18 protein-coding genes and 4 pseudogenes are annotated in these 17817 nt (G+C 55.5%); 11 read left to right on the forward strand and 11 right to left on the reverse strand.

Annotated elements, in window-relative coordinates; genetic code table 11:
* Positions 1-213: 213 nt before the first annotated feature.
* The 5 genes and pseudogenes from AC13QE_RS17770 to AC13QE_RS17790 all read left to right on the forward strand — a co-directional run bounded on the left by AC13QE_RS17770 (position 214) and on the right by AC13QE_RS17790 (position 2457).
* Positions 214-744, forward strand: a complete 531-nt coding sequence (locus tag AC13QE_RS17770; RefSeq protein ID WP_132720877.1) for a tail fiber protein — start codon at positions 214-216, stop codon at positions 742-744.
* A gap of 36 nt (positions 745-780) precedes the next feature.
* Positions 781-957: pseudogene (locus AC13QE_RS17775) on the forward strand (phage tail protein); the annotation flags it as partial.
* A gap of 12 nt (positions 958-969) precedes the next feature.
* Complete coding sequence (locus AC13QE_RS17780) at positions 970-1311, forward strand: phage tail protein (protein ID WP_488484831.1); 342 nt, start codon at positions 970-972, stop codon at positions 1309-1311.
* A 28-nt stretch (positions 1312-1339) separates the two neighbouring features.
* On the forward strand, positions 1340-1873 hold the full coding sequence (locus tag AC13QE_RS17785; protein WP_488484669.1) for a phage tail protein: 534 nt from the start codon (positions 1340-1342) through the stop codon (positions 1871-1873).
* Positions 1873-2457, forward strand: a complete 585-nt coding sequence (locus AC13QE_RS17790; protein ID WP_488484822.1) for a GNAT family N-acetyltransferase — start codon at positions 1873-1875, stop codon at positions 2455-2457. The genes AC13QE_RS17785 and AC13QE_RS17790 overlap by 1 nt, the downstream gene beginning before the upstream one ends.
* Here the strand turns inward: AC13QE_RS17790 and AC13QE_RS17795 are convergent.
* Together AC13QE_RS17795 and AC13QE_RS17800 are read right to left on the reverse strand one after the other, a co-directional pair.
* Positions 2450-2728 (reverse strand): DUF6916 family protein, encoded by a 279-nt coding sequence (locus tag AC13QE_RS17795; RefSeq protein ID WP_488484670.1) that lies wholly within the window; start codon positions 2726-2728, stop codon positions 2450-2452. The genes AC13QE_RS17790 and AC13QE_RS17795 overlap by 8 nt on opposite strands.
* Positions 2729-2950: 222 nt before the next feature.
* Positions 2951-3274: pseudogene (locus AC13QE_RS17800) on the reverse strand (integrase core domain-containing protein); the annotation flags it as partial.
* Between the two features lie 844 nt (positions 3275-4118).
* Here AC13QE_RS17800 and AC13QE_RS17805 point away from each other — a divergent pair.
* Positions 4119-4400 carry a hypothetical protein gene (locus AC13QE_RS17805; RefSeq protein ID WP_132720883.1) on the forward strand — a complete coding sequence of 94 codons (282 nt, stop codon included), beginning with the start codon at positions 4119-4121 and terminating at the stop codon, positions 4398-4400.
* Between the two features lie 172 nt (positions 4401-4572).
* Here the strand turns inward: AC13QE_RS17805 and AC13QE_RS17810 are convergent.
* The 5 genes and pseudogenes from AC13QE_RS17810 to AC13QE_RS17830 form a co-directional block, all read right to left on the reverse strand.
* Positions 4573-4777 (reverse strand): annotated as a pseudogene (locus AC13QE_RS17810) (CsbD family protein).
* Between the two features lie 26 nt (positions 4778-4803).
* A complete protein-coding gene (locus AC13QE_RS17815) occupies positions 4804-6897 on the reverse strand; it encodes a catalase (protein ID WP_488484671.1) in 2094 nt (697 codons plus the stop codon).
* A gap of 88 nt (positions 6898-6985) precedes the next feature.
* Entirely contained in the window at positions 6986-7423 is a 438-nt protein-coding gene (locus AC13QE_RS17820) for a PPC domain-containing DNA-binding protein (RefSeq protein WP_488484672.1), read from the reverse strand.
* Positions 7424-7751: 328 nt separating this feature from the next.
* Positions 7752-7901 (reverse strand): hypothetical protein, encoded by a 150-nt coding sequence (locus AC13QE_RS17825; protein WP_095438695.1) that lies wholly within the window; start codon positions 7899-7901, stop codon positions 7752-7754.
* A 419-nt stretch (positions 7902-8320) separates the two neighbouring features.
* Positions 8321-8521 carry a hypothetical protein gene (locus tag AC13QE_RS17830; protein ID WP_132720886.1) on the reverse strand — a complete coding sequence of 67 codons (201 nt, stop codon included), beginning with the start codon at positions 8519-8521 and terminating at the stop codon, positions 8321-8323.
* 468 nt (positions 8522-8989) lie between these two features.
* Between AC13QE_RS17830 and AC13QE_RS17835 the strand changes: the two genes are divergently transcribed.
* Both AC13QE_RS17835 and AC13QE_RS17840 read left to right on the forward strand, forming a co-directional pair.
* Positions 8990-10558 (forward strand): putative bifunctional diguanylate cyclase/phosphodiesterase, encoded by a 1569-nt coding sequence (locus AC13QE_RS17835; protein WP_488484673.1) that lies wholly within the window; start codon positions 8990-8992, stop codon positions 10556-10558.
* A gap of 1100 nt (positions 10559-11658) precedes the next feature.
* The gene (locus tag AC13QE_RS17840; protein WP_488484674.1) at positions 11659-12753 is read left to right on the forward strand and encodes a sensor histidine kinase; all 1095 of its coding nucleotides are present in this window, start codon (positions 11659-11661) and stop codon (positions 12751-12753) included.
* Between the two features lie 148 nt (positions 12754-12901).
* Here AC13QE_RS17840 and AC13QE_RS17845 read toward each other — a convergent pair whose 3' ends face one another.
* Together AC13QE_RS17845 and AC13QE_RS17850 are read right to left on the reverse strand one after the other, a co-directional pair.
* Positions 12902-13258, reverse strand: coding sequence for an avidin/streptavidin family protein (locus AC13QE_RS17845; protein ID WP_488484675.1), 357 nt, complete (start codon positions 13256-13258; stop codon positions 12902-12904).
* Between the two features lie 337 nt (positions 13259-13595).
* Positions 13596-14612, reverse strand: coding sequence for a PAS domain S-box protein (locus AC13QE_RS17850; RefSeq protein WP_488484676.1), 1017 nt, complete (start codon positions 14610-14612; stop codon positions 13596-13598).
* Positions 14613-15018: 406 nt separating this feature from the next.
* On the opposite strand from AC13QE_RS17850, the gene AC13QE_RS17855 reads away from it, so the two are divergent.
* Both AC13QE_RS17855 and AC13QE_RS17860 read left to right on the forward strand, forming a co-directional pair.
* Positions 15019-15411: a response regulator gene (locus tag AC13QE_RS17855; protein WP_132720890.1), complete on the forward strand. Its 393-nt coding sequence runs from the start codon at positions 15019-15021 to the stop codon at positions 15409-15411.
* A 147-nt stretch (positions 15412-15558) separates the two neighbouring features.
* Positions 15559-15794, forward strand: a pseudogene (locus AC13QE_RS17860) (VOC family protein); the annotation flags it as partial.
* Positions 15795-16108: 314 nt separating this feature from the next.
* Here AC13QE_RS17860 and AC13QE_RS17865 read toward each other — a convergent pair.
* A complete protein-coding gene (locus AC13QE_RS17865; protein WP_488484677.1) occupies positions 16109-16336 on the reverse strand; it encodes a hypothetical protein in 228 nt (75 codons plus the stop codon).
* A gap of 274 nt (positions 16337-16610) precedes the next feature.
* Between AC13QE_RS17865 and AC13QE_RS17870 the strand changes: the two genes are divergently transcribed.
* On the forward strand, positions 16611-16844 hold the full coding sequence (locus AC13QE_RS17870) for a hypothetical protein (RefSeq protein WP_488484678.1): 234 nt from the start codon (positions 16611-16613) through the stop codon (positions 16842-16844).
* Positions 16845-17011: 167 nt separating this feature from the next.
* Here the strand turns inward: AC13QE_RS17870 and AC13QE_RS17875 are convergent, their stop codons facing one another.
* Positions 17012-17782, reverse strand: coding sequence for an SDR family NAD(P)-dependent oxidoreductase (locus AC13QE_RS17875; protein ID WP_488484679.1), 771 nt, complete (start codon positions 17780-17782; stop codon positions 17012-17014).
* Between the last annotated feature and the right edge of the window lie 35 nt (positions 17783-17817).

Genomic DNA, 17817 nt, shown 5'->3' on the forward strand with positions numbered 1-17817 from the left:
CGGCGAACAACCAGCCTTTATTATACTTAAATTTCAACGACTATTTCACCATTCGACATTTCTGCATGTCCGTAGCTGGCACACAACTTCGAGTATTAAAAAATTGAAAAATTCATCAAACTTTTATACCTGAGATAGTCAAATTTATCCTTGCGTTTACCGCGGTGATTGAATGATGATAACATTCAATTATCGAATATGCAGGGGTTTGGTATGTCGGAATTCTTTCTCGGCCAGATCATGCTTACGGGATTTGCGTTCGCGCCAAGAGGCTTTGCCCTGTGCGACGGCCAACTCCTCGATATCGCCCAGAACCAGGCCCTGTTCAAGTTGCTGGGCACGACTTACGGCGGCGATGGAAAGACGACGTTCGCCCTGCCCAATCTGCAGAGCCGCACGCCGGTCGGATTTGGGTCGTCCTACGATTCCGCATGGCAGCCGACACCTTATGCGATTGGCGCAACCGGCGGTGTTGAAAGCGTGACTTTGCTGGAACAGCAACTACCTCAGCACATTCATCCGGCGACAGGAACGACCAGCAGCGGCACCGCGCGCAACCCGAGCAATGCGCTTTATGGAACCAACAGCGCCAATATCTACGGCCCATCCAGTGGCGACCAGGTCACGTTGTCAAGCCAGACAGTGACAGCGGCGGGCAATGGCCAGCCCCATGACAATATGCAGCCTTACGACGTGATAAATTATTGCATTGCGCTGTCGGGCGTCTTTCCGTCCAACAGCTGATCGCCTCTTGTCCACTCACTGCTCGGAGGATCAACGATGAGCACTCCCTTTGTCGGAGAAATCCGGCTATTCGGTTTTTCCAGAGTGCCAAGCGGGTGGTTGCCCTGCGACAATTCTCTGCAGCCCATTTCCTATTATGTGGAGTTGTTCGAGCTTATCGGAACATCGTATGGCGGCGATGGGCTAACCACGTTTGCGACCCCAAACCTTTCCGGGCGAGTGCCGATGCATCAAGGCACCGGACCAGGCCTGTCGACCTATGTGATCGGTCAATCCAGCGGCAGCGAGAACATCACGCTTCTGCCCACGCAAATGCCGTCGCACACGCATCCGTATCTTGTCACCACCGGCACCGCCGACACCACATCGATAAGTTCGTTGGTCGAGCTCGCCGCGCTGAGCGGAGATACCATGTACGCGACGGATATAAGCGGGGCTACTCCGCTCACGACATCACAGACGGCAACGCAGGCAGCCGGGTCGACGATCATGCATGACAATACGATGCCGACGCTGACGGTACAGTATTGCATCGCATGGGCCGGTATCTTTCCCACATCGAGATGAACCGCGCTCAGCCATCAAGGACATTGCTATGACACAACCTTTCGTCGGCGAGATCCAACTTTTCGGTTTCGACTTTGCGCCTTCCGGCTGGGCATCATGCAACGGCTCACTGCTCTTGATCCAGCAGAACAGCCAACTTTTTTCCCTGATCGGCACCCAATATGGTGGTGCCGGCGACACCTCGTTCCGGCTGCCCAACTTTGCCAACCGCGCGGGCTGCAACCAAGGTCAAGGCTTGGGCCTGACGCCACGCACCGCCGGCGATAGTTTTGGCAGCAACGATATTACACTGACGCAGGCGGAGATGCCGGCACACACGCATTCCCTGACCCTCTATAACCAAGGCGATACCACCAAGCGCGCCGCATCGCCCAGTGAGGGGAACGCGCTCAGCCTGCCGGAATTAAGCAGCCCGTTTCTCCCCAACGCCCAGGCGAACACGCAGTTTGCATCGAACGTCATCGGAACTGCAGGCGAAAATCAGCCCCATGAAAACCGTCAGCCTTATCTTGCGGTCAACTTCTGCATCGCGCTGAGCGGCACCTATCCAACCTTCGATTGATGGCCGGCACAGTGATAGGTTCGCTACCGGAGTTTCCGGGACAAACAGATCATTATCGGCTCTGCGTTCCAGGCTGCATGTTCCGTCCTGCAAGGCTGGACGATCTTCCATTTCTGCGTGAGCTCTACTGTTCGTTCCGGGAGGATGAACTGGCTCGAATCCTCTGGTCGCAAAACGACAAGCGGGCATTCCTGGACCAGCAGTTTGATCTTCAGCATCGCTATTACATTGCCGCGTTCCCGCAAACTGAGTTCCTGATCATTGAGAAGGACGGCATCTCCGTCGGCCGCCTTTACATCAATCTTAGCGCGGACATCTGGCACATTATCGATATCGGCCTTATGCCCGAATGGCGCGGCCAGGGATTGGGTTGCGCGACAATGAAAGCCGTTCAAGATGCAGCGATGACAAGAGAAAGTCTGGGCATCATCCTGCATGTCGATCGAAATAACAGGCGCGCCTACGACCTCTATCAGGCCCTTGGCTTCACGGACACCGAAACCACCGATACCCATATCGGCATGGAGTGGCGTCCGCATCAGCTTCCGTCGAAATCAACGGCGGAAGCGTCAGGCGTCAATTGAAGATGGCCTGGTAGATAATCCCGTCCTTGTCTCTGGCGACCGGAACCAGGAAGATGTCGAGAATCCCAAGCGTGGCGTTGTTCAGCCTGTAAATCTGCTGTGGCAACAGCACCTTCGACACGCTGCGGAACAACAATGAAAACGGCGCTCTCATCAATCCCTTAAGGCCCCGTTCGGGCAACGGTCGAGCCTCGGTCAGCGTCAAAACGAGAGACCCTGCTCCAATATCGATTTTGAATCCCTCGCCGACACAGCGGGCGAAATGATCCATCGTAACAATCCTCATCCCAACCTCGACTGCTTGTTTGCACCTTGCTTGCAGAGGCCAATGTTTCACGCATTTAACTCAAGTCTATCAAGAGATTGAGGAGAAGCAAGCAGTCGCCGACCCTGACCTGCCTCTGAATTTTCATCCAGCGGCGATTAGACCGCATGTTCGCGTTGATCTGCTCCCAAACGTTGGGCCACCGGAGACTAGAGTTTCCGGCCCGTTTCAGGAAGGCGGGCGGGTTGCGCTTCCCGAATTTACCAATGAGATCGGCACCTTGTTGCCGATCGCACCATGAGGTCTTTCCTCATTGTAGTATCTACGCCAATCCTCCATCTTTTCGCGGGCATCCGCATACGCAATTGCTGCGCAATAGCGCGGGGTTAGGAACCAGTGCTGGTTCAGGCGCTCCGTCCGGAAGCGGCCGTTGAATGCGTCAATGAACGCGTTATCGGTTGGCTTGCCTGGTCGTAAGAAGTCCAGGGTTACGCCCTTGGCATAGGCCCACAGGTCGAGATCGCGGGACACGAACTCCGTTCCCTGACCAATGGTAGAACACAAAAATGGCCCGATAGAAGATCGGGCCGAGCTTTGTGGGGAAGGCTAAGTGATATGGGTGAAAATCACCTGCGCAATAAACTGTGTCGCCTAACTAACGTTCCGATTACCTCAAAGAAATTGCCCTGCCGGGTGGGGCCAGGCAGGGCGGCTACGCAGCAGTATTTGCGCGAGTGGGATGTGAACTGGAGTTCAGCAACCTGCGCGCCTCAATCTATCATTGTGTGACAGTTTTGTGAATGCCACCATTCGCATCTGGGAATGGACACCCGGAACCAGAGTTACGCTCCCGCACCGACTATTCGCAAACGGTTTCACGCACGACGACCCGATGATGATGGCGGTAGCCATAGCGCCTCTCCGTCCAGCACCGGCGATGATACCTATAGCGCGGAGCGTCATAGTATCTATCATCTGTGTAGGCCGGCCGATCGCGATAATAGCGTGGCGGTGCATCATAATCGTAGCGAGGTCCAACTCCGTATTCAAAGTAGACCTGAGAGAATGCCGGCGATGCAGTCAAGGTCGCGGCGAGCGCCAGTGCTGCGATTACAATTCTTTTCATGTCTTTCCATTCCAATTTAGGGCGGCGGCGCGCTAACCTGCGCCTTAGGGCCTAGTATGCCATGAGCGCTGCTCGTGGATACGGACCAAAGTCCCGGCCAAGCAAGGACTTAGGCCCCAGAGCTCATGAAAGCTCGGTTGTTGGCGCAGGAATGGATGGACTCCGGCTTCTCAAAGCGTAAGATGAGGTATCGCCGCCAAGCGAATAAGTAGGCGGTGGCGACTGAGGGCCTATACGTGCTCCCGCCTGCAAGACCGAGGAAGCGGCATTATGCCCTTTCGGAAATACGCATCTATTCCAGATGATCCCAATTTCCGCGAAGCGTTATTGCTGTGGGCTCGCAAGCTTGTCAGGTCCGAGATGGTCGCAAAACGTGTGGCTCGGCGGACGATCGATGTGTTGTGCGACGATCCCAGCCTCCTCGACGGACGCGACATAAACGAAGCGATTTTCAAGCTTTTGCGCCGGCATGCATTCGATGAGAACGAATTTTCGCCTGAGCAAGGCCTTCAGGTGATGGCTTCGTCCGTACCCGAGAAAGAGCCGATGTAGTGAAATAGACCCGCCTCGGGGTCCGAGGCAAGGCTGTGGGGCTAAGCAATCAACCTCGAATGCGAACAGCTGGTTGGGCAGATCCGTTCGCATAGCCAGCTGGCAGCGACTTTTCGAAACTCTGCCTAAACGCCTTCAATCCGATTTATGCCAAGCCGGTCCTCGGACATCCTTACCAAGTCTGGCGGCCATACCAATCGTCAACGTCGGATTTGGCGCGATCCTTCGCGAGGCCATACCGCTCCTGGATTTTACCTTTGTAGCTGATCCCGCTTTCCCGCGATTTGATCGAGATCGCCGTCGGTAAGCTTACCCCATTGTTCTTTGACCTTGCCCTTAAACTGCTTCCAGTTGCTTTCGACGCGATTCCAATCCATGAGTGGCGGCATGGGTCGTCGGCTGTTCAGGCGAGCATGCGTATTTTGGGCTCGCGATCCCAATATCGCTTGGAAGCGGCCTCTATGAAGGAGCCGAGATCTACGACGCCGGCATCCGGTTGAATACCCGCTTTGTCGAGCAGCGCCTTGGCGGCTGCGTCATGACCGATGGCTTTCAAGTGTCCGAATGCATCCATGACCCACTGAACCGCCGCTCCCTCGTTCATCAAAGACGTTGCTCCCTCGTTTGAAAGAATGACGGCGATCGCGTCGAAAAGCTGCGAAGGCGAACCAAGGAGCTGTCCGTCGGCACGGATCGTATTTCCGTCGGAAAGCTTGGTCTCCCCGACCTTGGGTGCGACGATAAAGGGCCTCGCCTTGGCGTTGTTCAGAGCGCCGATGAGATCGGAGATCGCCTTGGCGTTGCTTCCGCCGGCGATCAATATGCCGATCTGCCGTCCTTCCAGCGTCTCCTTCATGTTTTTCTGAATGGAAAGAGCGGCGGACGCATCGAGCTCGATCGGTTCGCGCGCCGGCGAGTTCCTGGTCGGGTTGACAAGTCCCAGCCCGGCGGCAACGCGATTGGCGAGACCTGCATCGACGTTCAAGAGATTGCCGACCATGCGCGGAGGCACATGCGGCAGTTGCACTTTTGATAGTTCGAAGACGAAGGCGGAAGCAATGTGGGCCTGTTCCGACGGCGTCTGGGATTTCCAGAAGAGACGCGCCTGGCTGTAGTGGTCGGCAAAAAGTTCGGCACGCGCACGCCGCTTGTCGCCTTGTTCACCAGGAGCCGACGCATGCTCATAGGTGTGGAAGCCGGTTACGGGGCATTCGCGGGGGCCTCCAGCTTCGCTATTCTCACTCAAACTGTTCGGCTCGTAATTGGCGCGGCCCTTCGGAATCTCCATTTGCATTTGCCCGTCGCGCTGGAAATTCATGACGGGACATTTCGGCGCGTTGATTGGCAATTGATGGAAATTGGCGGTCCCGAGACGGGATTTCTGCGTGTCGAGATAGCTGAACAGACGACCCTGGAGCAGGGGATCGTTGGTGAAATCGACACCCGGTACGATGTTGGCCGGGCAGAACGCCACCTGTTCGGTTTCGGCAAAGAAATTGTCCGGGTTGCGATCGAGAACGAGGCGTCCGACGATCTTCAGCGGCAGGACTTCTTCCGGGATGATCTTGGTGGGGTCGAGGATGTCGTAGGGGAGGCTCTCCGCTAGAGCCTCGCCGAACAGCTGCAATCCCAACTCCCATTCCGGAAAGTGCCCGGCGGCGATCGCTTCGAAAAGATCGCGGCGATGATAGTCGTTATCGGCCGCCTGCAGTTTCAATGCCTCATCCCAGACCAGCGATTGCACGCCAAGCTTCGGTCTCCAGTGAAACTTCACGAATGTCGATTTGCCCGCATCGTTGACGAGGCGGAAAGTGTGAACGCCGAACCCTTGCATCATGCGGAAGGATCGGGGAATGGCGCGATCCGACATTGCCCACATCAGCATATGTGTGGATTCCGGCATGAGCGACGCCCAGTCCCAGAAGGTGTCATGGGCGGTGGCGGCCTGCGGATAGCCTCGGTCAGCTTCCATTTTAACGGCATGAACGAGGTCTGGAAACTTCATCGCGTCCTGGATGAAGAATACAGGGATGTTGTTGCCGACCAGGTCCCAATTGCCTTGCTTGGTATAGAACTTCACTGCAAAGCCGCGAACATCGCGCGGTGTGTCCACCGAGCCGGCGCCGCCGGCGACGGTTGAGAAGCGGACGAAAACCGGCGTCTTCTCGCCTTTGCGCTGAAAAAGATCGGCGCTCGTGATGTCCGAAAGCGGCTCATAAAGCTCAAAGAAGCCGTGCGCAGCCGATCCGCGGGCATGTACGATCCTTTCGGGAATACGCTCGTGGTCGAAATGGAAGATCTTTTCACGCAGGACAAAGTCTTCTAGCAGGGTCGGGCCCCGGACACCGGATTTGAGGCTGTTCTGATTGTCGGAAACCCGAATGCCCTGGTTGGTCGTCAGATGATCGGCGCCCCCATGAGGGCCGCTTTCGGGGATGTGCTGGTGTGTCTCGCCGCCTTCGCCGCGGGAAGTTTCGAAGGGTGTGTCTGTTGCCATGATATCCTCCTTCTGCCGTCAGAACTGCTGACCGAACCTCTTTCGATCGGCAATGTTCCGTTTGCTTAGAGATTGGTATCCGACGACCTCAAAGCTCGATCAGTGCGATGCCGAGATCCTTCCGATGGCGACGATGCAGCGCTACCGGCGTTTTGATGATGGTCGCTTCCAAGGTCGGATGCACGACACCTTCGAGGAAGTGACCGCCGCGCGTCGAGCCATCCCTGAGGCCCAAGACGGCATGAAGGTGGAGGTTCGCCTTGCCGTCGTCGCCCGTCGCAATATCACCGATCAGGCTCAGCACCTCGCACTGTTCGGCAACGGGAATCTTGCGATAGCTGCGGTCGGCGAAATCGAACCAGCCGACGGTCGCACGTTCAAAGGCGCCGATTGCGGTGATCGAAGCTGCGGTCAAACCCTGTTCGGTTGCGAATGCGGCAAGCGTCGCGAATGCTTTCTCATTCGCGTCGAGAACGACGACATAGGTCTTCTGCCCGTTCTGAAGATCGATTTTCTCGTGACGCATGGCATCGCCTCCATGTTGCCCGTCGTGATCGATGCATGCCAAGACTGCCTCTGCCGTTGGCGGCAGCCTCGGCACGGTCACTCTGCCGACCTTTGACTTGACGCATCGCTTCCTCTGCTGAATTCGGCGATCCGAAATCCTTGGAACGTCGAAGGGTCAGAACCACCCGGAGCCTCGCAGGTTCCATTGGCGTGAGGAGTCTTCGTCGTGCAGGAAACCTGAGGGTCGGATGAGGGTTGCGAGGGCAAACGATCCGGGCGAAAGGACCTGAGAAGGAAAAGGCGCATAGCTGCTCGTTGCGATGCGCGGCCCGGCGCTCTTCTCTCTGCTAATGGTGCTTGAAATACTGCACTTCGCGCTCGTGCTTTTCTGCCGCCTCACGGGTTTTGAAAGTCCCGAGGTTTTTACGCTTGTGCGTCTTGGGGTCGAGCTTGCGCGAGTAAAGGCGATATTCGCCTGACTTCAATTTGCGGATCATGGCAGCGTCTCCTTTCCTATGAATATAACCTCAAGGAGTGATTTCGGTTCCCGGCGCGATCGGGCTGATCCCCGGTGGGGCATCTCGGCCATGGCAGGGATATGTCGATAAAGGGATTGGCTGTCCTTATTTGTCCGCCAAATTCATACTCTAGTGAAATTCCGGAAACATGCGGCCCTGGCATGGTTGGCACATAGACAGCAACGAAGGGCTTGATGATGAAAAAGCTTGCGCCCATCACGTTCGGTACGGTGGTTTTCGCAACGGCGTCGTTTGCTCAAGCCTCGTCGGCGCGATGATCGACGAAGGTCTGCCGGAGGAGGAGGCGAATTTATATGGCGAGGGAATTCGCCGCGGCGGGTCCTGGTCGCCGCCCGCGTGCGATCTGGTATGCGCCTTCCTACCGTTATGGCTGCAATTTAGTGGGTGGAAACTTTCTCGTTGGCAAGAAGAATAACGTAGTCTTCTGAAGCGTCGGCCAAAGCTAGAGCAATTTCTTCCACCAAAAATCCTTCCTGTTGTAAATTATCGATCAACTCGGTCATAGCGATTTCGACACGAGCACGCGTAGCGCGCCGCGGAACTGCGGATGTGACATTGTTATTGCTATCTACACTCATTTTTAGATCCCTATTGAAAGACATGAGCGTCAAGAACACTACGCATATGTTGCTAATTATGCAAGTATAGACCGAATAATTGAAAAAAATATGACAACTATCTGTTGTATTATTTAGCGATTTAATGTTCCGGTGTGAAGATATACTTGTGAATCGCTGCGAAACTGGCGCGGGGCAGTTCAAGGGCGGCGGCACGATAGAGTTTATTGTACGCTATCGCACAGACCGACCCGGAGTGAGACGGCCACTTATGCACGTTGGCTCCAAGTATATGATAAGCTTGCAGGTTCTTATGTTTATTACGTTGGTGGTTAAGTTTCGTTTTGCTCCCTGCGGGTAACAAATATTTAGGACTATAAACCCACTCTACCGAGCGGCTTAATGGCCACGCTTAATACTTCGCGGCGAAATATGGCAGCTTAAGCGAGAGGCTCGCAGGCTTTCGGGTGCAATGGCTTGGAGGAGAGCATGCACGCTTTTTTGCAAAGTAAGGCTGGAAAGCAGCTCGCGGCTCTGGTGTGCGGTGCGGCCGTATTTTGGATTATCGGCTATGTTTGGCGTTCCTCCATATTTCATGGTTTGAGAAACATATCGGATAGGGCTGTCGACCTTGCCTTCTTGAACCTGATCGTCGTCGGGGCTGTGAGTTCGATCTATTCACTGTTGCGAATTCTTGATCTGCGCAGGGAGATGCAGAGACAAGAGGAGCTTGCGAGGCGAGCACATTGGATTGCAACGCATGACCATCTCACTCGCCTGCCCAACCGATATGCGCTCGAGAAATTCGAGGTTGGAAAATCCATCGATGCAGATGAGGACGGTCCTTCCACCGCAACCGTCTTCTCCCTCGATCTCGATGGTTTCAAGAAAGTCAACGATTTGGTCGGCCATCAAGGTGGCGATCGGCTTCTGCAGGAGGTTTCAAAGCGCCTGTCTCAATTGGCCGATCCTGCGAGTGTCTTTCGTCTGGGTGGTGATGAGTTTCTGGTTATTGCCAAGGGATTGGCGGCTCAGAAGGACGAAAACTTCGCAAAGTTGCTAATCCAGGCCATCAGCCAACCAATACAGGTCGGCACAATATCGTGCCAGGTGGGTGCGAGTGTCGGCTATGCCAGGTGGCCGGAACAAGGCATCGCTTTGGAGGACGTCTGCCATCGCTCCGACATCGCACTCTATCAGGCTAAGGGAATCGGCGCGAGCAGCGCATTGCAATTTTCGGAAGAGATGCAACGCAAAGTGACCGACCGTGCCAAGCTGGAAGGTGAGCTTCGCAAAGCAATCGCTGAATGTCGGATCCGGTCATTTTATCAGCCCCTTATTGACCTCCGCACAGGGGAAGTTTGTGGCTTCGAAGCTCTCGCCAGATGGACTTTAGACGATGGCGAACAGATATCGCCGCAGCACTTCATTCCCATCGCCGAGAACACCGGCATGATGACTGAGTTGTTTCAGCAGCTATTGCGAATGGCATGCGAGGATGCGAAGCTGTGGCCGGAGCACATATCACTCTCCTTCAACGTCTCAGCAATTCAGATGGACGACCGGTTGCTAGCAACGCGGATTCTCAAGATTTTGAGCAGTGTTGGTTTCGCCCCTGCCAGACTGGAAGTCGAGATCACCGAGAATGCTTTGATCCGCGATCCCAATCTTGCTGCATCGGTCATCGATGATCTTCATCACGCCGGCATTCAGATTGCGCTCGACGACTTCGGCACCGGCTACTCAAGTCTGGCGCAATTGGCTCGATATCGCTTTGACAAGATCAAAATCGACAAGAGTTTTGTGGATCCTGCTCGCATTTCTGACGAACGCCACGAAAAGATCCTGCAGGCGCTCCTCCGGATGAGCCGAGGGCTCGATGTAAAAACCACGGTCGAAGGCATCGAGAACCACACGCAGCTCGCCTATTTCTTGCGTGAGGGCTGCGATATCGGCCAAGGATATCTTTTTGGAAAAGCGATGCCCGCCTCTGACGTGATCCCTTATTTGCGCAATCGTAAGTCCGTGCTTAAACCCCAGGCGTTCCAAGTCTCCTAGAACTGGCAAAATCAGCAACTGGGGGCTGGGCATTTCTCTTGCTCGTAAAGAGGAGGAGGGTACCGCCGCCGCGTGATGAATGATGGGCCCGTGGACGCTGCACCACCCGGATCATCCAGCATCCTCAATTCGAGGTGCCAGACACCTGACACCTCAGCTGTCGCTAGACTGGGTTCTTGGAAATGCACAGGATTTCTAATCGACTGTCGCAATCCGCATCTCGGCTGCCGACGAACGCCGATAGCTGCTCGTCGGCAGCTATCGGCTCTTCGGCAGGAGAACCGAAAGGAAGGCGGGGATCCCTTCCGGTTATAGAACCCCGCGCCTTTGAGAAAGTTCCTGATGACAGTGGAATAGAGGTGTGCTCGTCCCTTTGGCGCTCGTATGTCCCGCCGGAACTTTAGCGTCGACCCTGGAAACAGGTCATTCACGAACGGGTCGCGGGCTCTTTGCACGAGTGGTTTTCTTCTCTTTTCGGTCATGCGGTCCCGAACCATTGCTTTTCAGGTCCTCTGACTTGTTAGCATCTTGCTCGGTTCGCTAAGGTCCAGACCCTCCGGTCGTCCCTCTTCCTTCCAGATCTGTATGCACGCTCACGACGCTTGTCCGGGTTTTTGTCTTCGTGATTGGCCACGGAAGTTCCTCCTGGTTTTTATCGGAAAGTCATTCGTCAATTCGCTAAATGACGGAGGCCGACGTTTCGCAGCCATCAGCAAATCGAGCTCGATACTCTATAGCGCCAGGGGCTCGCAATATAGCGCCAGATGCTCGCAATCTTTGTCAGTTCGGACCTGCCGACGTGAAGATTATCGAGCTCGTTCCTTGCCTCAAAGGAAGTCGATGCGCCAATCGGGGAGGTGCATCCACGGCGCGGCCAGATGCTTATGCTTGAAAAAATCGTATTGCGACACATTTTTAGACAATAGAGCAGTGCTCGTGGTCCAGCTGGAGGAAGGATTGGCAATCCTCATGTCTCCCTCATAGCCTGATGGCTATGCGCTGTTCCGGTGTTCAAACCCCAACCCGCTTCCCACCCAAGCTGGTCGGCGTTCGGCAAGCAGCTTTCGAGATTAGGCTGCTGGCGATGGAGGAGCGTGGATATGCCGCAAGATGCAAATGAGCCTGAAGGTTCGCCCTTCACCGCGTACGAACGGGGGAAGGTGTCCTCGGATTCGGTGATGAACAACACGCTGGGGGAACACTTCGGTATCTTGGGTCTTTCTGCCGAAGCGTGGCTTGCCGCCATTGTCGAAAACTCTGACGACGCGATTGTAAGCAAGACCGTCAGTGGCATCATCACGAGCTGGAACAGAAGCGCGGAGCGACTTTTCGGATTTTCAGCCGCCGAGGCGGTGGGGCGTCACATCAGTATCATTATTCCAGACGACCGCCTGCATGAAGAAGAAACCATTATTGATCACATTCGAAACGGCAGGCGGATCGAACATTTCGAGACGATAAGGCAGCATAAGGACGGAACGCTGCTCGATATTTCGCTGACGATTTCACCCGTCCGGGACAAGAATGGCGTAATTGTCGGAGCTTCGAAGATCGCCCGCGATATTTCGGAGCGAAAGCGGATGGCGGAGCGACAGCGGCTCATGCTGCGGGAAATGCATCATCGCATCAAAAATTTGTTCGCCATCGTCAGCGCATTGATTTCCGTCAGCGAAAGGTCCGCGGAAGCGCCCGGTTCATCTTTCGCCAACGATCTGCGCGCGCGGGTCGCAGCATTGGCCGCCGCCCAGAATTTTGTCCTAAAGGAATCCGAGGGCGGCTCCGATGGACATGCTTCAACAAGTCTTTTCGGTCTCATTGACGCAATCTTGTCGGCTCACCAGGACAAGAATGGCGCCCGCATCGTCGTTAGCGGAGAGGACGTTAGCGTGAACAATGCCGTGCTGACGTCGCTAGCTCTGCTTTTGCACGAATTCGCAACGAACGCGATCAAATATGGCTCTCTTTCGGTAAACGGCGGTCGGGTCGAAATCGAGGTCTCTCGTAATAACGGACTCGCGCTGACGTGGACAGAAGTCGATGGGCCTCCCGCACGGATTTCCGAAGGAGCCGCCGGCTTCGGATCAGAGCTCGAACGCATGACAATCGCCTCTTTGAGGGGATCGATCCATCGAGATTGGCGTCCTGATGGGGTGCGTATCCTCGTTGAAATCCCTGATCAGCTTCCGCGGCGTTAGGTGCATACGCTGATTGAGCTGGAAAATTTGAAGCGCGATGCCTCCACTGGCGGCCAGATTAACCTGAGATCATGAAAGGCAACTCGCCCGAGTCGGTCCTGATAACATTCTCATCGCGATTGCTGATCTAGCTTTGGCAATCCCGACATCAGCCGGTACGCTCGAAGATGTCGACGTTGGTCTGCACAGAATGAGCCCATCCCAGCTTCTCAATTCGGCCTGAATGGCCCGCTTTGGTGCTGGTCACGACGTGCCAGACCGTCCGCAGCTTGTTTTCACGCAACATTCCGGTGAATGAGCAGATCGAAGTTAGGCCTTGTTCGCTCGTTCCGAAGGCAAAATTAACGCAGTCGTCGAACCAAACACCGGTGGCTTGGAGTTTGTGGCCGTAAAATGCGCTATCGGGAAGGGCGGTTTTGAATGTGCCTTTGATCGATCCGTCGCGATCATCGATGATCGTCAGCGTTGATCCATACTGATTACGCCAAGTGCCTGTCCAACTCATTTCTGAGATCTCCCTATCTAGCTGATAAGGAAAACTCGCCTCTCGCTCTAATGTTTCAGCAGACCGGTGCAGCCAGATCTGTCGCCAGGTTGCCGGGCCTCATCAGCATGAATGTATCTTGATTTATTTTCAAATATCAATGCCAAGATTGCGACGTCGCTCAAGGGTGCGGTGCTCTTCCTCGGATTCCCTCTCAAATAATCGATCTAATCTCGCAAGGCATCGCCGGGCCAATAACCATTGCTTCGGAATCGTTGTGAACATTGGTATAGTTAAGTGGTTTAACTCCACGATCGGATGCCCTGTTCGCTGGCATATTTCGGGCCTTCTTGGGGGATTATCCGCCAAGCGACTGTACCGGGATCCTCAGACCGATGCGCAAGCCGTCCGATCTCCAATCTCGGGTGATCGAGCCCTTGAGAGCGTCCAATGCGAGTTGCTCCAATCGAGAGCCGAAACCCGCCGCTCCGCTTGGCGCCTCAATCGAGGGGCCGCCGACCTCGGCCCAATGCAACTCAACTCCATCCTGGTCTCGAACTTCGACGTCGATATGGCCACCCGATGCCGACAGCGCGCCATATTTGATCGAATTGGTAACCAGCTCATGAAGGAGCAACGCGATCGATGTAAGCGCAATAGCGCCGACCGCAATGTCATTGCCTTGGACGGCGATGCGCTCACCCTTCTGATCCTGGTGGGCTGCGGAAATCGCTTGAATGAGGGCAAAAAGGCTCGCGGAGCCGCTGGATTGGGAGTTTCCGCCGGTGTGACCCAAAACGAGATTGTGTGCGGCAGAAAGGGCCCGGATGCGCGCGCGCAAGTCGTCGGCAAGGCCGCGGGCGCTTGTGGTTGTTCGTTCGCTCACCGAGACAAGCGAATTCATCACGGCAAACAGGTTCTTCACCCGATGACTCATCTCTTGCAGCAGAAGATCTTGCCTCTCGATCAACCGCTTCCGCTCGGAAATGTCGCGTACGATCTTGGAAGCGCCGACGATCTCGCCATCCTTGTCCGTGACGGGGGAAACCGTCAGCGAAATATCGACCAGCGTCCCATCTTTGCGACATCTCACCGTCTCATAATGCTCAATCCGCCGGCCTGCCCGAATGGAGGCGATTATGGTTGCTTCCTCATCCAAAAGATTGGGCGGCACGATAATGGTGATGGGCTGTCCGATTGCTTCGGCGGCTGAGAAACCGAATAGTCGCTCTGCGCTTTTGTTCCAGCTCGTGATGATGCCGTTGACGGATTTGCTGATAATGGCATCTTCTGAACTTTCGACGATTGCAGCAAGCCAGGCGTCAGCCGATAAGGAGCGGGCGGCCGAATGGGCATCATTGCGTTCGTGTGACACTTGTTTCTCCTGTCTCTTACGCTGTCACAGATTGCGAGAATCAATTCGTCGTGTCGTCTCTTGGAGGCGCGATAGACTGCCTCTCAGCTGCCCGGATCGATCCGAGTAACCGCATTTAAATTATGCCCTGTATAATGGATGCCAAGCCGAGAAGTTTCAAAGTTGATGATGTCTCTAGCGGCATCAGCAGGGGTCTCCTGTTCAAAGTGGCGACTATTCGCCCGGAAAGTTCAATCGCGCTGGGGGCTTTGGGAACATTTCTATTGGCGAGATGTTGGAACGACCTAAATGCGCTGCCGCTTGCCGGACTTCCTGATGAAAGTGGACAGCTGCCGATCCGGCGCTATTTACCCTCCGGCCGGATCAGCGATCCGACAAACCGCACAATGATCTTGACGAGGCATTCATGCGAATCCTGGTTGTCGAAGACGAAGTTCTGATTGCCCTTGATGTGGAATCCGTGCTGCGCTCTGCCGGCTATGACGTTGCAGGGCCAGTCGGCAATAGCGAGGATGCTTCCGAGCTGGGAATTGGCGCCGATATCGCCCTCGTCGATGTTCATCTCAGTGATGGTCAGACGGGTCCCTCATTGGCTGGGTACCTCAGCCAAGCGCATGGTGTTACCGTCATATTCGCAACCGCCAATCCGGAAATCGTCGCCGCGGATCCTCACGCTATCGGGGCTCTGGTTAAGCCCGTCTTCGCCACCGATCTACTCAGCACCATAGAGTATGCCGTTGCGCTCCGCAGGGGCGAACCCGCTTCGGCCCCCCCCTGCCTGAAACGCCTTCAGGCGTAGTCTTCGGGCCGCCGTCGCCGCCCCGTAAATTTTCGAAAATGTGTCCCACTGCTTGATCCGACCCTGATGCGGACAAGGAGAAGCGCTCCGCAATCGCCAACGCCGATTTCGGACTTGTTCATGCAGGCCAAGATGTTCTGGTCCCACCGGCTGATGATCACGAAACCGATCGACGGTAAGCCCGCCACCGCTGCCAACGGGGGACGATCGGTATCGCCGCCACAAGCCCCGGCCATGTTCTGGCGTGACATGCCGCCGGTGTCGCACATGGTGGCGCGGCAATTGAGAGCCCACCTACGGAGCGCCCAAATGGAGCATTCGTCGCATATCTTCGCGATCCTGACGGAAACAAGCTGACGGCGAGGTCTCAGCCGACGAAATGAAAGGGCGTTTCCAGCGTCCCACCGTTGGAACCTCAGACCACCGGGAGGGGTTTAAGCGGTATGAATTTCGGAGGTCGAAGATGGGGCCTGCAAGATATTGCGCCGTGCGCGACACCGCTTGGTCTTGGTCCGTCCTTGACGCAAGCACAGGCCGGGTTGCGGCTTACAACAACGTTATTCTTGCCGGTCTCAGCGAACGTCTCGCCGAGGATATGGCAAAGCTGCTCAACGTGGAGTACTCGGCTGCCGACACGGAAATCTTCTCATCATCAAGATCACGCAAGATATAGGCATGGGCATGAGGCCTGCACTGCTCAGTCCCTGAGATGATTAGCAGCGCTCATGCCAAGCTCGAAGAGCTTTTTCTCATCGTGGACACCCTGCTGATAAAGCTTGATGACAAAGGCGGCAATGTCCTCAGCCTTTTCGGCTTCGCGATTAATGCTCAGTTCGGCAAGGATGGCGTCAAATACGTGTTGACAGGTACCGAGCGCCTCGGAATCCAGGGACATATCTCTGGTGCGAGAGTATCTATTGACCACCCTTCGCCATCTCCTGAGCATGGATTGGGATTTCACCTAGAAACTAAAACTTTCCTTGTGGCTTTTCAATAATCGAGATTAGGAGCGCTTCCGATTGTCAGGAGCGTCAAAAGCCCTGGGGCCGGCACGCTGGTCGGCTTGTCTTGGCTCATCTCGAACAGCGTATGCGGCGTTTCACTCCACTATTCCTGATTGACGAGGACGTACTTCACCACAATAAGGTCGCGCCGAGAAATTTGGTAAGAACGAGCGAAGCTGCAACAGGAGTATCAGAGTGACCGACCCGACCGTATCAGACGCAATCAACCGCATTTACGAATCCCTCCAGGCGGACAATGCCGACATCGACTTGCATATCGCGACCCTCAAGACAGCCTTGGCGCGGGCGGGTTTGAAGGAAGCCGTATTCGACCCGGCTAAACTGGTGCAGAACAATCGTTCAGGCAGAAAACTCATGCAGGCCTACTTTCGTCAACGCGGGGTAACGGTGAAATTCGCTAGCTCGTGACGCGGGGCCGATCTCGGCGATCATGTTCGCATTTCTGCTTCGTGGCCTGGACGCGACTATGCTGATCTTCGTGAGCATCGTTCCGAAGAATTGGCCCAACCGTCGGATGCGCCCGTTATTCTGCTAACCGGAATAGGACTTTTCTCATCTAAGCTGTGCGGGCCAAATCATTTTGGCAAAGTCACGCCTGAAATCTCCTCGCAGATCGCGATGAGGCGGTCTTGAAGCGCTGGATCATGAGCCTGCGGGTTCGCGGTCCGACGCTTCAGATGATAGAAGTATTCTCCCGTGACGTCCGCTTTTGGATCGTCGCCGGCAGCCAACCAGGCTTGTGTCAGATGGGCCTGTGCCATGTCGTCAGGCGCGCCAGGGCCGCCCATCTTGGTCGGAACCCATCCGGGCTCCAGCGAATTCGAAAACACGTCCCTCCAGCGCCGCGCGATCGCGAAGGCGAGCATTGCATCGTGCAGCTTGCTTTCGGCATAGGCCTCTGATCCGTTCCACCGGCGCTTTTTCCAGAGAATATCATTGAGATTGGCATCTGCATGATGGTGCATGCCGGAAGACAGGTAGACCAGTCGCTTCGGGGGTTCGATGAGTGCGGTCAGGATGTAGGCCGACAATGTGTTTATGGTGAAGACATGCGGCAGCCCATCGGAGGTGAGGCGATGAGCTTCGCGATAGCCGACGGCCGCATTATGGATCACTGCGTCGAACCGCCCGAGCCTGTTGACCTCGGCGGCGACATTTTTTGCGCCGACGATGGTCTCGAGATCGCCGATCACGACGGCCTCCGCCTTCGGGAGAGCGCGGCGGGCATCGCTGGCGCGGGCGGGATTGCGCGCATGAAGTACGACCTGATGGCCTTGTTCGGTTAGGCGTTCAGCCGCCATAAGGCCAAGACCGGTGGACGAGCCGGAAATGAAGATGCGGGACATGGAAATCTCCTTCGGGAGCCGGCGAACAATTCTCA

The organism is Martinezella sp. CNPSo 3957, assembly GCF_057784395.1.